We start from the raw sequence: 16,199 nt of genomic DNA, 5'->3' as shown, positions 1-16,199 counted from the left end.
GTTGAAACATCATCAGGGTTGCGGCTGATGACAAATAACTCACAGGGGAAAATGAAATGGTAAAAACAAGTTATGAATTCGACCAACCTATTTTACCTGCCGGATTTTCATTAAAGGCTAATATCCTACTGCGTTTTCGTGCGGAAATACCCGAATCTCCCCGACGCAACCTTAACCTTTCCCTTGTAATTGACCGCTCAGGTTCTATGGCAGGTGCAGCTTTACATCATGCCCTCAAGGCGGCTGAATCTGTGGTAGATCAACTTGAGCCAAAAGATATTCTCTCAGTGGTAGTTTACGATGATGCGGTAGATACGGTTGTTTCACCCCAACCTGTAACTGACAAACCTGCGCTCAAAAAGTCCATCCGTCAGGTGAGGGCAGGTGGTATTACTAACTTATCGGGAGGATGGCTTAAGGGCTGTGAGTATGTCAAGAATCAACTTGATCCGCAAAAAATTAATCGTGTACTGCTGCTGACTGATGGTCACGCCAATATGGGTATTCAAGACCCAAAGATACTCACAGCCACATCGGCCCAAAAAGCTGAGGAAGGGATTACTACAACTACTTTGGGGTTTGCTCAAGGTTTCAATGAGGATCTACTAATTGGGATGGCGAGAGCTGCTAATGGCAACTTCTACTTCATTCAAAGCATTGATGAAGCAGCAGAAGTTTTTAGCATTGAACTGGATAGTCTTAGAGCTGTGGTAGGTCAAAACTTGAAAGTAACACTAGAGTTAGCTGATGGTATCACTCTGGTTGATACTTTAAGTCTTGCGAAAGTTAGCCAAAATGAAGCTGGTCAACCTGTGATTACCTTGGGGGAGCTTTACGAGGGAGAAGATAAACTTCTGGGTTTGAGTTTGATGATATCTTCTGCTCAAGTAGGTAATTTACCAGTGATGAAGCTGCATTACAGTGCTGATGTAGTGCAGAATGACGTTATTCAAAGCGTTTCCGGAACAACAGATGTCATCGCCAAAGTTGGGACAATCGAGGAATCAGCGTTAGCCTCTTCCAGTCATATTATCCTTGACCTCAGCCGCCTGACGATCGCCAAAGCTAAAGAAACAGCCCTCGAATTAGCAGAACATGGTCAACATCAAGCTGCGGAAAAAACCCTCCGTGATTTGGTGCAGTATCTCCGAGACCAAGGCTTAAATGAGAATTTTGAAATTGCCGAAGAGATTGATCAGCTGGAGTATTTCGCAGGTCGAATTGCACAACAAGCTCTAGGTAACGCCGGGCGGAAAGAACTGCGGGATCAAAGTTATCAGACAATGACGCGTAATCGCGGTGATTTGGCGGGGCGAGGTGTCACTGCTGGCGATGAAGTATACGCAATGCCGGTTGTCAATGAAATCGGTACTGGAGTGGAACTTGCTTGCGTCCGTGAAGGCGGTAAACTGCGGATTAAAGTTATATCTGATGGTTACGACCAAACTAAAAATGTTCAATTTCCCCGTTCCATTCGTGCTGAAGGAGCGCGGTATATTGTTGAAGGACTAGAATTGTCAAGCAATGGCTCTTTCTACCGTGTAGTCGGCAAAGTCAGCCGTTTTGCCAAACCTGGCGAAACAGATATTTTTGTTGCTCCTAGACAATCGAGGTCAACTAGCACAAGTAAAGCCTCCAAAGCCCCAGCCACTGCGGCCGATCTTCCCACCACTGATACCATAGATCATGGTGTTCTCATTCAATGCGTCAAAGATGGCAGCAAGTTGCGCGCTAGGGTAGTTTCCGACGGATATGAACCGGATTGGAATATGCGTTTTCCTCGTTCAATTCGTGAGGAAGGAATGCTTTATGTCGTTGAGGAAGTGAAGACAGCACCCGATGGCAAATCTTATATTGCTTCTGGTGAGATTAAGCGATTTTTACAACCAAATATCACTAACTAAATTAAGTTAAGAGTTGGAAACATAAGACTTACGCACCCAGATTTTCTGTTGAGACTGGGTGTAGGGGTGTAAGGGTGTAAGGGTTTCAAACATTTATTTTGAATTTTGTTGGCGTAGCCTTCCCGTAGGGTATTTTGTAGCTTTAGCTTCCCGTAGGGTATTTTGAATTGATTCATACCCCTACACCCTTCTCCAAACCCTTGATTTTTCGTTTTCATGCTTAAGTCCTAGATGTTACCATTAAGTAAATATTCGGTTCTGGTGGGGAGCAGTCACCAGAGGTAACGGGGAAAGTATACCTGCAATCTTTCGTAGGTGAACGGTGTAAGTCCGGCGCTGTCCCGCAACTGTGAAGGAAAGAAAACTCTTGTAACTTTCCCAGCCAGAATGCCCGCCGAAATTGACGATTCTCAACATCTGCGAGGTACGGATGACTACTGATAATTCCTTGAGTGTGGCAGAACACACACTCTTTGTCTGCAAAACCTGCGCTAGTGTCTGGCAAGATGGTAAACGCGTAGGTGAAAGCGGCGGTCAAAAACTTTTAAATCAACTCCAACAGCTAGCACAAGAGTGGGAGTTACGGGATAAATTCCCGATCCGAGAAGTTGAATGTATGAGTGCTTGCAACCGTTCTTGTGTTGTAGCTTTTACAGGCAAAGGTAAATTGACCTATTTATTTGGTGATCTAGCTGTAGATGATCATGCCTCTGCGGTATTGGAATGTGCTAGTAAATACTACGATAAAGCAGATGGTTTACTGCCTTGGTCAGAACGTCCCGAACCTTTGAAAAAAGGCATTCTCGCCAGGATTCCCACCTGACCAAATAAGGCAAAAGTTAAAAGCTAAAAGGCAAAAGAAAGAAAAAGAACAATGGTCATAAGCCCCTCTCTTACGAAGTTCAGATCGCTGGTTTCCGGCGCTCTGACTTCGCCCTAAATTCATTTATGCAACGAAATAGAAACATTTATTTCGAGACGCATAGCGCGAGAAATAAGGCGTTCATTATAAATCCTCGATCTTGCAAAGTTCAGTTCGCCGGAAGCCGGCACTCTGACTTTGCGCTTTATTTATGGGGATTATCTTTTTACTTTTTACTTTTTACTTGTTAAGATGCGCCTTTTAATTCTGGGTGGAACCGGAGATGCAGCCGAACTCAGTGCCAAAGTTGCCACTATTCCCGGTATTGAAGCGATCGCATCTTTAGCCGGTCGCACCCGTGAACCTTCTCTCCCATCTGGTAACGTCCGTGTGGGGGGTTTTGGTGGTGCGCCTGGATTAGCTGAGTATCTGCGTCAAATGCAGGTTGATTTATTAATTGACGCTACTCACCCTTTTGCTTCACAAATTTCTGAGAATGCGGCGCTGGCGGCTGATGAGGTGGGGATACCACGTTTGATGTTAATCCGTCCTCCCTGGGTGAAAGTAGCAGGCGATCGCTGGATAGAAGTTGATACTACAAGCGCCGCCGCCGCTATTTTGAAAAATCAAGCCAAAAGAGTATTTTTAACTGTTGGTAGACAAGAACTCTCCGCCTTCGCTCATCTACATGATATTTGGTTTCTCATGCGGATGATCGATCCTCCTGCTGCTGATGCTTTAGTTCCGCCTGGGGTGATATTGTGCGATCGCGGCCCCTTTACCCTACCCCAAGAAAGAGACATCCTCATTCAACATAATATTGATACTTTAGTTAGTAAAAATAGTGGCGGTGATGCCACCTATGCCAAGATTGTTGCAGCAAGAGAACTAGGCGTACAAGTTGTCATGGTCAATCGTCCAGTCGTACCAAACGGTGAACAAGTGACAGATACTGATACGGCGGTAGCCTGGCTACTAGAAAAGTTGTAACCATAAGTTCTGGCATATGCCGTTCATCACGGCTACTTAATTTTCGCTGTTGTACTCCGTTTCCAATGCTTTCAAAACTTTGAGATATAAATCTTCCACTCTCTTAGTTTGAATATCTCCAATGGAAGCATAATGTGTCAGGCCAGGAGAACCATTAACTTCAATAATCACATAATCCACCATTGGTCTGGTAATATCTTGAGTGATTATATCCAAACCCATTAATCGTAATCCCATATCTTTTGTGACGTTTAAAGCCAATTTCTGAAAGTCGGGATGAATATTGTCCGTAACATCCACTGCTTCACCACCACTAGATAAATTGGCATTATCTAAAAGATACACTACCTTACCGTTGGGAATCACACTGTTTAAGTTGAGGCTTTGCTTCTGCAACTTGCGTTTAATCCGAAAATCATCAACATCAATAATTTTTTTTCCCAAATTTTGGATAAAACCATCTTGTTTACGCTGTATCAATTCTGTAACATTTGATTTTCCATCTCCAATTACTGATAGAGGCAGCCTTTGATATGCCGCTATTATTTCGTCATCTATCACCACAATTCTGTAATCTTTACCGAGATAAAATCTCTCAATAATCAATCCTGCATTAGCTCGAAATATTTTTTTTGATACTTGATAATATTCCGTTTTATTATGAACTTTTGTAACTAATTTTCCTTGGCTTAAATTAATGGGTTTAATAATTACTGGAAATCCAATAAATTTAGCATATTCAAATCCAGCATCAATATCTCTTTCATTACCTATTTTTTTACAAAATTTATGACTAAAAAAGGTTTGCCCTTCAGTCACATGATAACCAAAATGTTTAAGGAAGAATTTTGAATAACCCTTATCTTTTGCTATTTCTGCGGAACCAAAACCGTTAATATTTAATTTCGTCGTACTAAAAAATGATTTTTTTCCATTCTTAAATGTAATATGCCCCACTAATTCATATTCTGGATCTACCACAACAACCGCACCTATTTGGGGTGCTATCTTCTGAATTATTGACGTGACTAATGGCATTTTTTAGTCCAAAAGTATAATTTAATGCAGGAATTTTAACTAACATCTCAATCTTGGTCAAGATAAAAACTAATAAATACTAAATTCAATTGTTTGGCGATTTATCTGGAAAGTTTATGTAAATGTTAAGAAATTATCTAAAGCAATTTAAGCAAGATTTGATATTTATCAAATACTTATATACCATATAACACAAAGACAGAATATATACTAAAGTTTTTAGAAATTTTTGTAAGATTTAATACAAAATATTTTAAATAAATACTAATATTAAGTTTATCTGAAGAAATGATACCAGGAACTACAGCAATGAGAATTTACTAAATTTAATTTTAAGCGTGAGTTTGCTTTCTCATAGATGGCGATCGCTGCTAAACGACTGGAGTCAATAATCTGTAGCGAAGCCAGTCTCTTGCTGATTTACAACTAGAAGACGACTACAATTCATAACTTAAGTTAGGTCTAAAATGTAGCACTCAGTGTTGACAATTTTTAAATAATCGAATAACAAGGTGGCAGATCATAAAAAAAGAGTTAGTAAATCTCTGCTCAGATATTTACTAACACCTTACTGAAACTTTATACGGTTAAGACAATCATGCCACAAAACACTGAATACACAACAACAAACTCTGAAACTCAGCCAATCGCCTATAAACAACGTTTAAATTCTTGGGCTATTGCGCGGTTACTTCCGGATACACAACGTGAGATTGTGGCTCGCTTTCGCAGTCGTTCTGATGCAGATGGTTACATACAGCATCTACGCCAAGTTATACCGAATGCTTCCTTTATGATTGTTTTTGACTGTCAACGTGAAGAAGCAGCTATGTGAACTACCCACACTGACTTGGAGTACCAAGTACAGTGTCGGCTTCTGTACTCACAGGGGAGTGCCGCAACTTAGACTTTCGCCCAAGCTTTGGTCTTATCTCCCCTCCTACAGCAGAGACGGCTGAACCTTCCGCCTTTAGCATTCTGATTCCTTCTGCTCTAATATTTATCGCTGCGTTGTAATCCGCATGGCGCTCATACCCACACTTCTTACACCGAAATTCAGCCTGAGACGGGCGATTTCCTCGCTCAATATGTCCACATTGGCTGCATTTCTGGGAGGTGTAGCGCGGATCAACGAAGCCCACATTCACGCCTCTAGCTTCAGCTTTGTAGGTCACGAATGCTTGGAATTGAGCGAAGCTCCATCCATGCAATCTACGGCGTTGAGCCTTTCTCATCTTGGCTCTACCGCGAATATTTGTGAGGTCTTCAAAAACCAATGTTGCACCAGACTCAACAGACCGAGCCAGTCGCTTACTCAGCACATGGTCACAATCTTTGCGGAACCGTCTCTGTCTGCCCGACAACTTTTTCAGATGTCCCTTGGCAGATTTCGTGCCTTTGCTTTGCAGTCTACGATGCAACTCAAATGTTTTGTCTTCTATTTTCTTCCAATGGCCAGAACCATACTTGCTTCCTCTGCTATCCACAGCCGGAGAAGCGATACCCAAATCCACACCTACAACCTCGTCAGTAACACTGGCTTGAGGAGTTTCAATCTCCATGACAACGTGCAGCCACCAACAACCCTTGCGGTCTTGCAGCAAGTCCGCACTGGTGTTTTTCCAGGCCAGATATTGCCGATAGTATTCAGCGATTTCAAAGGACAGTTTTACCCGTCCGTTGATACTGAGAATCGACAACTCAGAACGGTCAAACCAAGCCGTGTAAGACCGAGCGTCGTACCGAATTGGGCAACGTTTCGAGATTGGACAACTAACCGTCTTGCCCTTCTTCTTCAGGCTCTTAGCCGATTTCAAAGCCTCGGTTGCTTTGACTCTAGCAGCACAGACCAGTTGAGAAGGCAAACCAGTAATAGCCCGATGGTCGTAGTAGGTTGCCTTGTGCAACTCCACGCCATTTGCCAAGTCGTTTTTCCATCCATGCTTGCAAACAGCATTAAACGACCAAGTGTATTGCTCAATCGTTTGAGACAGCACCGAATCAGTTTCAATGTCGGGTTTGAGTTGGATGCGAATCGTTCTTTGCATACACACATTATACCTTCATATATCAGAGAGGTTATCTGTGAGTTGCAAAGATTGTGTGTCGATTTCGGGGGCATCGAACCCCACTCCATCGACGCTCCTATCCCTCCGTACCCACAAGGGGATGCGGTTTCCCGGAGAATCTAATGAACACCTGGTAACTAATCACTCATAGAACAGATTTTTAAAACTTCAACTCATTCGCACCCAGACTCATTGGTTGATTGCTTTGATTGAGGGGAGGACGAGCAAAGGTATTGCCAGATAATACAGCGATCGCACGGGCATATTGCGGATCGTTTTGAGTCCCAATTAGTTTGGGATTGGTGGCTAGTTGGCGTTCCTGTGCGTCGGTTAACTCCAGTTTGATATCTGGTGTAATACCTTTATGGTTGATGTCTGTACCGTTGGGAGTATAGTAGTGAGCGATCGTCACGGCCAAACCTGAACCATCTGGTAATTCATGGACTGACTGGACTAAAGCTTTGCCGAAGGTTTGACCACCAATTACTACAGCTCGTTTATTATCCTTGAGCGCACCTGTCAGAATCTCACTGGCGCTAGCTGAGTTACCATCTACCAATACTGCTAGGGGGAGTTTTGTTAAGGCAGTCCGGTTAGCTTTTGTATCTTCGTTAAATCCCTGACGGTTAACGGTGCGGACAATGCCACCATCATCTAACCACATCCGAGCAATTTCAATACTCGCCTGCAATAAACCACCAGGGTTTCCCCGCAAATCTAACACGTAAGAATCTACTTTTTGACCGTTTAAATTGCGGATAGCTCGTGCCATTTGCTCGGCGGCGTGGGCGCTAAACTCCCGTAAGCGAATGTAACCAACCCGTCTGCTACCTTCTTGCTTGAGGTTATACGCAACGGTTGGGACTTCTATTTTGGCTCTGGTGAGCTTCAAATCAAAGGCGCTGTTTCCAGTACGTCCTAGACGTAAAGTAATAGCTGTGCCTTCTTTACCGCGAATTAATTTAGAGGCATCATCCACTTTCATTTGCTGAGTGGGTTTGCCGTCAATGGCTAGGATTTCATCACCTGCTTTAATCCCAGCTTTCAAGGCTGGAGAGTTTTCTATGGCTTCTAAAACAGTCAGCCGCTTGGTTGTTTCGTTTAACTCCATGCGGATACCTATACCAGATACTTCCCCAGATGTTTGACTGGTAAGGACTTCAAACTGCTTGGGGTCCATAAACCTGGTATATGGATCGTTCAGCCTTTGTAGGGCTTCCCGAATCGCCACGTAAGCTTCTTCTTTAGATGAATAATCTTTGCTTAATAAACTTTTTCTAACTGCCAGCCAATCTTGTTGATTAAACTTACCATCAACATATTCGTTGTTTACTAATTGCCATACTTGGTCTACTACCGCTTTAGGACTGTCTTGTAAAGCGGCACGAACGCTACGAGTCCAAGCCGGGCCAAATACAGATACAGTTGCTGTTGTAGCGATCGCTCCTCCAATCATAGCAACCTGGAGCAGCGAGTGATGTTTCGCAGATGAGTTCATGTATATCAGCAGGGATTTATTGTGATTTTGACAGTTTAGCAATCAGACTTTCGGTAAAGTTTTAAGTTTTTATACTCAATTTTTAGCTACACTCCCCTCATTAATTCTCCCCTTTAAATTATGCTAATATTTTGCATTAATTTATTAACAATCATTACTATTTCTTTGAGTTTCTTAGCTAGTCTAATCTAGCAGTGTGACAATAGTGTGACAGTTTTGTTACTGTCATCTTTACACCCCATATTAATTTCCTAAGATAGCACTTCTATCAGAGAATTGCTGGTCTTTTCAGCTTAACTAACCAAGCTTTTTTATCTTGTGTCATGAGGCGCAAATTCAACAGAAATTTATCAGTCCCTACAACAGAAGACATAAGGAAAAAGTGGCGCTTAATACAAAAACTTGTGGGGGTTTTATGTCTGGTGCTTGGCAGTTGGCTAATCATCACCACTATAACCCTAGTTTTTGCTTCTTCTCAGCCTCCAGATGCCTTCTTTGTCCTTGGCGGTAGTATTAGACGGGAAATTTATATTGCCCAAATAGCCAAACAATATCCACAAATTCCCATTTTAATTTCCCAAGGTTCTCCAGATCCATGTATCAAGCTAATTTTTGAGCGTGAGGTAGCAGATTTGTCTAATGTTTGGCTGGAAAAATGTGCTAATTCCACCTTTGAAAATTTCTACTATGGAGTACCGATATTAAAACGTTGGGGAGTACATAAAGTCAGACTAATTACTTCACCCACTCATTTACCAAGAGCTAAATGGATGGCACAGATTCTTTTAGGCGCTCGTGGTATTTGGGTAGAAGTTGAGGTGGTTAAAGAAACTGGTGTTCCTGGTAATCGGGAGTCTTGGATCAAAACAGGGTTAGATGTCACTCGTAGTATATTATGGGCTGGCTTGAGTCAAATCATTCAGCCCCAATGTCCAAAAGTTATGCAACTGAGCAAAGTAAATATGTCAACTTGGCAAAGTCGAGGTTTTAAGTGTGAATATCAAGGGGACTTGAGGATGTGAGAGGTTAACAATTCAAAATTCAAAATTCAAAATTCAAAATTCAAAATTAAATACAGCCACCCACAAGGGGATGAGGAATCTGGTAATGGGTAATGGGTAATAGGTAATTGGACTACCATTACCTATTACCTGCATTGGCGGGGTGAGCAACCTCGACCACCCACGTTCGCGTAGAGTCCCACAGGGAGGACTCCGCTTTTATGAATTTTAGTGGCGGATTCTTTTCCTCTCCCAGCAAGCATTTCATCGCAGTGCTGCTACACCCAAGGGGCCGCGAGTTACACCTAGCTGATTTTGTAATTTCAACTCTCGCCACAGTTGAGAACCTGTAATTTCACCTGCTAGTAATTGATGATAACGCTGTATTGTTTTAGTCACTTGTTCAGGTGTTTCATTGACAAACTCAAGGCGGAAGTGACGTAAACCCAAGCTGATCAAACGCTGTACGTATTCGGCTCCGGTTTGGGCTGTGCCGTTAAATACAGTATTACGGCAGCCTGCGTCTGCTTGTAGGACGTGTTCACTACCCACGCGATCGCGCAATTTTACTTCATGTTTTTCGCAAGGTCTGCCACAATTGGTATAGTCAGTTCCTTCTGAGAGAAAAGCGCAAAATACACAATGCTCCATGTGGAACATCGGTATATGTTGATGGATGGTTACCTCAAACCATTGGGCTGGGCAACTGGTAAGTAAGTTTTCTAGTTGATTGATATTTAAATCATAGGATGCTGTCAACCTTTCCAAAGCAAAGTTTTGTTTAAAGTAGCCTGCGGTTAAGGGGTTGGCAACATTCAGCGAAAAATCACCAATGCAAATATCGCCTGCAAAAAATTCTAACTGGTCGTAGTTGCGTATGAGATAACCATCAGCTTTGGCGGCGCGGACTTGCTGTAAAATCCAGTTTTCGCCTGGTTTGGTAATGCGGGGAGGAGCGACGAAGATTTGGGGAGAGGCGGATTCTAGCCTTACCTCATGTACTAATTTTACTGCTTCTTTATAGGTGCGGGGATCTTCAAATTCGCAGTATAGGGTTTCGACACCAGTTTGTAAGGCGGCTTGGAGTTGCTTGAGGTTGCGGACTAAAACAATGAGGGAGGGGGATTGAGGGGATGGGGGAGATAGGGGAGGGAGGAGGTCTTGGAAAGAAACATGACTACGTAGTTGCCAGCGTTTGGGTTGACTGCGTAACTCTTCCAATTGAGTCACAACTTCTCGCCGCATCCGATTTAACTCACTGACGGGAACCATGACAGCACCACTGAGGTGATTGGTGAGAGTTCCTAAACGGAATGGTGTGTTACCTAGACGACCAAATTGTTCTTGTAGACGTTCTGTATCTAAGGGTTTGGTGTGGGCTGGGACTAGTGAAATTGCTGATTCTACTTGTACAATGTTACCAAGTTCATCGCGGGCGATCGCTATCAATGGCTGACCAATTTCCCCATGAATTTCCCAGTCTATGGGACGTTGAAATTGGGGGTTATCTCCAGCAAAGCTTTGGCGCAATTGTTTATCAAGTTCTGGGTCGCTAGTTTTCCACAGTTTATCTCCCACATGAACGCGGCGGAAGTTCACATTACCTTGACCAAAACTTAATACAACTTCTTTACCTTTCTGCACTACCCCATAGACTCGACCGCCTTCTTCTTTCGCCTCTGGATGACCACAGTCAAACACTACACCATCCCCTGGCTTCACAGGTGCCGCTAATTTAATTGTCACCTCTTCGTTACGAATGCGGCTAACTTCACCTAAGTAAACTCCTCGCTTCTTGCCAAATCTGGCGTGAACTAGTTCTTGATTGTTAATTCCCTGAAACCAACCCGTGTAAAGTCCACGAGAAAAAGCCATTTCTAAGTCGTAGCGTTCTTGGTGTGATACATTATCCCTTTGTGAGTGTCCTATCACCCGATCTAATGCTTGTCGATAGACACGGGTAACATTAGCCACATACTCTGGTGCTTTTAACCGCCCTTCAATTTTGAGACTTGTCACTCCTGACTTGACCAAATCAGGTAAGATGTCCAATCCTGCTAAATCTTGGGGGCTAAGTAAATATTTGCGATCGCCTAAATCTATAATTTCCCCATCAACAGTTAATTCATAGGGCATTCGGCAAGCCTGGGCGCACTCACCACGATTGGCAGAACGTCCCCCCAAGGCTTCACTAGTCAAACATTGACCAGAATAGGCTACACACAAAGCCCCGTGAACAAAAACTTCTAGGGGTAGGGAAGCAGACCTTTGTGCAATCTGCTGTTGAATCTTGTTAATTTCCGCAAGAGAACATTCACGGGCTAGTACTACCAATTCACAACCAAGAGACTTGGCAAATTCCACGCCAGCAGGGCTAGTGATGGTCATTTGTGTGGAAGCGTGAATGGGAAAATCCGGTGACAAATGACGGATAAGCCGACAAATACCCACATCCTGCACAATCACCGCATCCACACCAGCAGCAATAATTGTGCGGAGATATTGCTGCGCTTGGGCTAATTCTTGGGGAAAAATCAGTGTATTGACGGTGACATAACCTTTTACACCCCGCAGGTGCAGAAATGCCATTAATTCCGGTAAATCTGCCTCAGTAAAATTTTGCGCCCGCATTCTGGCGTTAAACCTATCCAAACCAAAATAAATCGCATCTGCCCCATTTTCTACAGCAGCTTTAGCACATTCCCAGTTACCAGCCGGTGCGAGGATGTCAGGACGTGGAAAGGAGGATTGGGGATTTTGTCTGTCAGCGCTTTTCATCAAGTTTGGCAAAGGTTATGTATCACCATAGTAATTTACGCGATGTGCGACTTATTTTTGAAACCCCTCTCCAAACCTCTCCCCGTTGGCGTTAGCCTGCCGTTAGGCAAGCGGAGAGAGGCTTTGAATCTTACTCCCCTTCCCTCGCAGGGAAGGGGTTGGGGGTTAGGTTTGAGCGAAAGTTGCACACCGCGTTAATTTTATCTAAGAAAAACTGGCGACTGGAAGAGAATCAGCAATTACCAATGGTGTATTTATATCAGTAACTTAACGTAATTAGGGGAGTGCACTACATTTATTGCCTAGTTAATCTTAGGCAAACCAGAGTTATTTATCTCTGAAGACGGCAAACACCACATTAACTTTACGGTTGACCCTAATTACTCAAAGTATTAATTCTCATAAATTAGACAGAGTGACAGCAGTTTAATCCATGAACCAGCTAAAAACAACTTTTAAAATTAACCGTCCCATTCAAGGTTCGGGAAACCACCCTTCATGGACTGGCGATCCCTGAGCTTCAGTATATATATCAGCATAACTTGAAGTTTCCCACCCAGGAAGACCAAATCAACGGTTATGGATACTGAACTGACTGCTTTTTTCACTAGTTAGTTCAAAAATTAAGCCCTTTATATTCCCATTCATTTGTAGTTATACGGAGCCAGCACCTAAAATGGCAAAAGTAGTTGGAATTGACTTAGGAACAACTAACTCCTGCGTCGCAGTAATGGAAGGTGGTAAACCCACAGTTATTGCCAACGCAGAAGGTTTCCGCACCACACCTTCGGTAGTAGCATTTGCTAAAAATGGCGACACCCTAGTAGGACAAATCGCCAAGCGTCAAGCGGTGATGAACCCCGAAAACACTTTCTATTCTGTTAAGCGCTTTATTGGTCGTCGCTACGACGAAGTAACAAACGAAGCTACAGAAGTTTCCTACAAAGTTCTCAGCAGTGGCGGTAACGTTAAGGTGGACTCTCCTGGAGCCGGTAAACAATTTGCTCCTGAAGAAATTTCTGCCAAGGTTCTCCGCAAACTAGTGGAAGATGCTAGTAAATATCTTGGTGAAACTGTAACCCAAGCGGTAATTACCGTTCCCGCATACTTCAATGACTCCCAACGTCAAGCTACCAAAGACGCTGGTAAGATTGCTGGTATTGAAGTCATGCGGATTATCAACGAACCAACAGCCGCTTCCTTGGCTTACGGTTTTGATAAAAAGAGCAATGAAACCATCCTTGTATTTGACCTTGGTGGCGGTACATTCGACGTATCCGTCCTAGAAGTAGGCGACGGCGTATTTGAAGTATTGGCTACTTCTGGTGATACCCACCTTGGTGGTGACGACTTTGATAAAAAAATCGTTGATTTCCTCGCTGAACAGTTCAGAAAAGACGAAGGTATTGACCTCCGCAAAGACAAACAAGCACTGCAACGCTTAACTGAAGCAGCAGAGAAAGCCAAGATTGAGCTTTCCAGCGTAACCCAAGCAGAAATCAACCTACCATTCATCACCGCTACCCAGGACGGCCCCAAACACCTGGATATGACCCTGACTCGCGCTAAGTTTGAAGAACTTTGTGCCGACTTGATTGACCGTTGTCGTATTCCTGTGGAACAGGCGCTACGGGATGCCAAACTTAAGAAAGACAATATTGACGAAGTGGTCTTAGTTGGTGGTTCTACCCGTATCCCTGCGGTACAACAACTTGTTAAGAATCTGCTAGGTAAAGAACCAAACCAAACTGTTAACCCTGATGAAGTTGTAGCAGTTGGTGCAGCGATTCAAGCAGGTGTACTGGGTGGTGAAGTCACAGGTATCTTGTTGTTAGATGTAACACCATTGTCCTTGGGTGTAGAAACCTTGGGTGGTGTAATGACAAAAATTATTCCTCGTAACACCACAATTCCCACCAAGAAATCTGAAGTCTTCTCTACAGCCGTGGATGGTCAAACCAACGTGGAAATTCACGTCCTCCAAGGTGAACGAGAATTTGCGAACGATAACAAGAGCTTGGGAACCTTCCGCCTCGATGGTATTCCTCCAGCACCACGGGGTGTTCCCCAAATCGAAGTCGTGTTCGACATTGATGCTAACGGTATCCTGAACGTCACCGCTAAGGACAAAGGTACTGGTAAGGAACAGTCCATCAGTATTACTGGTGCTTCCACTCTGGATAAAACTGACATTGACCGCATGGTGAGAGAAGCGGAACAAAACGCTTCATCTGACAAAGAACGTCGGGAAAAAATTGAGCGTAAAAACCAAGCCGATTCTTTGGCATACCAAGCTGAGAAGCAGCTACAAGAATTGGGCGATAAAGTCCCCGAAGCTGATAAAACCAAAGTTGAAGGTTTAGTGAAAGACCTGCGGGAAGCCATTGCTAAGGAAGACGACGAGCAAATCAAAAAGCTGACCCCAGAATTGCAACAAGCATTGTTCGCAGTTGGTAGCAACATCTATCAACAAGCTGGTGGCGGTGCTGCGCCTGGTGCGGCTCCTCAAGATGGCGGTACTACTTCATCTGATGGTGGTGATGATGTAATTGACGCTGATTTTACAGAGACTAAATAATCTTGGTAATGATTTAAGGTACATTAATTTGTACCTACTCAATATCACCCACCCAAATCGATGTTTGGGTGGGAATTTTTTTTATGAGGCCTGTTAACAGTTGACCGTTGACTGTCAACCTTCAACAACCAACACAAATTACTAACTATTGAGTGCAACTGGCTTTTGTGACTCCAGTCCGACTAGCTTTTCGCTCAAATCCCATAGGCGTTCGGCTTTTTCGTCATCACGAGCTTGGGGAGAAACCTTTTGTACAAAAGACTTACCATCTTTCTTTTGACGATTTCCCCAACTCCAATAAGCACCAGATTGTTTATACTCAGGTGCAGCAATTACATCTGCAACCCTTTCTCCTGCCAACTCTTGGGATACGTATCCACCAGTAATGTACTTCTGGAATAGGGGGAAGATTTTCTGGAATAGGGGATAGTGGTTGCGGAATAGTGGTGTTTCGGCCACACAACCGGGATAAAGGGAAGTGAAGGTAATGCCGGTGGATTCGTGATAACGGCGATGCAGTTCCCGCATGGTGAGGACGTTACAAACTTTGCTGTCTTTGTAAGCCTTCACTGGTTCAAATTTCTTGCCGTCAATCATAGAAATTGGTGGTTTAAAACCTTGGGCAAACCCTTCCAAATTACCCAAGTCTGGGCGTGGGGGAATTTTACCACCTAGTTCGTCTGGGTTGTGGGTGACAGTGCCTAAAATCACAAGTCGTTTATCCACAGCCGATGACTTCTGCAAATCTTCAAGCATCAGCTTACACAGCAGAAAATGACCAAGGTGATTGGTGGTCATAGTCAATTCGTAACCTTCTGGGCTGCGTAAAGGCTCCTTGATTAAGGGCATATAAATGGCAGCATTGCACAATAAAGCGTCTAAGGATTTGCCAGTAGCTCTAAAGTCATTGACAAATTGGCGCACACTATCCAATGAGCCTAAGTCAATATGTATGATGGTGTAGCTATCCTTGGGGATGCCGACTTCTTGCGCGGCTTGTTCTGCTTTCTCTAAATTGCGGCAAGCCATGACGACGTGCCATCCTCTTTTAGCAAGGGCTTTTGCAGCGTACAAACCAACCCCAGAAGAAGCTCCAGTGACTATAACTGTTGATTTTCGATCCTGTGCCATTGTCTTAAGACTCTATGTAATCGCCTTTTCCTATTTTCAGGATCTTACCTTAAGGAGTTGCTACCTCTGATTGGTTGATTACTGACTGTTACATAGAGTCACATCAATCTTAACTTTTGGTTCAAATTACTTAATAAATCCACTCGTGAGGGGTTAGATTAAAGTGTATTTTGTCAATGAGCTAAAATACTTAAACTTATCTAAATAAAAATGATAATCATGTGGTGGGGAGGGGGAGGAGGCGAGCGTCGCTCGCCTCCTCCCCCCTCTTTTCGATTATCATTATCATTAAAATTTTTAGCAGATAAAATATGGAACGAAAAAGCATTGTAACAACACAATAACTTGGG

11 protein-coding genes and 1 riboswitch are annotated in these 16,199 nt (G+C 43.5%); of the genes, 6 read left to right on the top strand and 5 right to left on the bottom strand.

Features of this window, described 5'->3' with window-relative positions:
* Positions 1-56 precede the first annotated feature (56 nt).
* From H6G14_RS00055 to H6G14_RS00045, 3 genes are all read left to right on the top strand, one after another.
* Positions 57-1,904 carry a vWA domain-containing protein gene (locus H6G14_RS00055; protein ID WP_190565134.1) on the top strand — a complete coding sequence of 616 codons (1,848 nt, stop codon included), beginning with the start codon at positions 57-59 and terminating at the stop codon, positions 1,902-1,904.
* A 236-nt stretch (positions 1,905-2,140) separates the two neighbouring features.
* Positions 2,141-2,316: riboswitch (cobalamin riboswitch) on the top strand.
* Between the two features lie 18 nt (positions 2,317-2,334).
* Positions 2,335-2,727 (top strand): DUF1636 domain-containing protein, encoded by a 393-nt coding sequence (locus H6G14_RS00050; RefSeq protein WP_011317143.1) that lies wholly within the window; start codon positions 2,335-2,337, stop codon positions 2,725-2,727.
* Between the two features lie 291 nt (positions 2,728-3,018).
* Entirely contained in the window at positions 3,019-3,756 is a 738-nt protein-coding gene (locus H6G14_RS00045; RefSeq protein ID WP_190565133.1) for a cobalt-precorrin-6A reductase, read from the top strand.
* A gap of 36 nt (positions 3,757-3,792) precedes the next feature.
* Here H6G14_RS00045 and H6G14_RS00040 read toward each other — a convergent pair whose 3' ends face one another.
* Positions 3,793-4,794 carry a cyanophycin synthetase gene (locus tag H6G14_RS00040; RefSeq protein WP_190565132.1) on the bottom strand — a complete coding sequence of 334 codons (1,002 nt, stop codon included), beginning with the start codon at positions 4,792-4,794 and terminating at the stop codon, positions 3,793-3,795.
* 598 nt (positions 4,795-5,392) lie between these two features.
* Here H6G14_RS00040 and H6G14_RS00035 point away from each other — a divergent pair.
* The gene (locus H6G14_RS00035) at positions 5,393-5,629 is read left to right on the top strand and encodes a hypothetical protein (protein WP_190565131.1); all 237 of its coding nucleotides are present in this window, start codon (positions 5,393-5,395) and stop codon (positions 5,627-5,629) included.
* Position 5,630: 1 nt separating this feature from the next.
* Here the strand turns inward: H6G14_RS00035 and H6G14_RS00030 are convergent, their stop codons facing one another.
* Together H6G14_RS00030 and ctpB are read right to left on the bottom strand one after the other, a co-directional pair.
* The gene (locus H6G14_RS00030) at positions 5,631-6,842 is read right to left on the bottom strand and encodes an RNA-guided endonuclease InsQ/TnpB family protein (RefSeq protein WP_190565130.1); all 1,212 of its coding nucleotides are present in this window, start codon (positions 6,840-6,842) and stop codon (positions 5,631-5,633) included.
* Positions 6,843-7,023: 181 nt separating this feature from the next.
* Entirely contained in the window at positions 7,024-8,361 is a 1,338-nt protein-coding gene (gene ctpB / locus H6G14_RS00025) for a carboxyl-terminal processing protease CtpB (RefSeq protein ID WP_190565129.1), read from the bottom strand.
* A 323-nt stretch (positions 8,362-8,684) separates the two neighbouring features.
* Here ctpB and H6G14_RS00020 point away from each other — a divergent pair, with 323 nt between their 5' ends.
* Complete coding sequence (locus H6G14_RS00020) at positions 8,685-9,383, top strand: YdcF family protein (protein WP_190565128.1); 699 nt, start codon at positions 8,685-8,687, stop codon at positions 9,381-9,383.
* A gap of 243 nt (positions 9,384-9,626) precedes the next feature.
* Here the strand turns inward: H6G14_RS00020 and H6G14_RS00015 are convergent, their stop codons facing one another.
* Positions 9,627-12,140: a U32 family peptidase gene (locus tag H6G14_RS00015; protein ID WP_190565127.1), complete on the bottom strand. Its 2,514-nt coding sequence runs from the start codon at positions 12,138-12,140 to the stop codon at positions 9,627-9,629.
* A gap of 676 nt (positions 12,141-12,816) precedes the next feature.
* On the opposite strand from H6G14_RS00015, the gene dnaK reads away from it, so the two are divergent.
* Positions 12,817-14,718, top strand: coding sequence for a molecular chaperone DnaK (gene dnaK, locus H6G14_RS00010; protein ID WP_190565126.1), 1,902 nt, complete (start codon positions 12,817-12,819; stop codon positions 14,716-14,718).
* A gap of 141 nt (positions 14,719-14,859) precedes the next feature.
* On the opposite strand, the gene H6G14_RS00005 is transcribed toward dnaK, so the two are convergent.
* Positions 14,860-15,849, bottom strand: a complete 990-nt coding sequence (locus H6G14_RS00005; protein ID WP_190565125.1) for a protochlorophyllide reductase — start codon at positions 15,847-15,849, stop codon at positions 14,860-14,862.
* Positions 15,850-16,199: the final 350 nt, after the last annotated feature.

This window comes from Nostoc parmelioides FACHB-3921 (assembly GCF_014696625.1).
Classification (GTDB): domain Bacteria; phylum Cyanobacteriota; class Cyanobacteriia; order Cyanobacteriales; family Nostocaceae; genus Trichormus; species Trichormus parmelioides.
The sequence above is the reverse complement of the archived record's forward strand: the minus strand, read 5'-3'. Positions and strand labels throughout refer to the sequence as shown.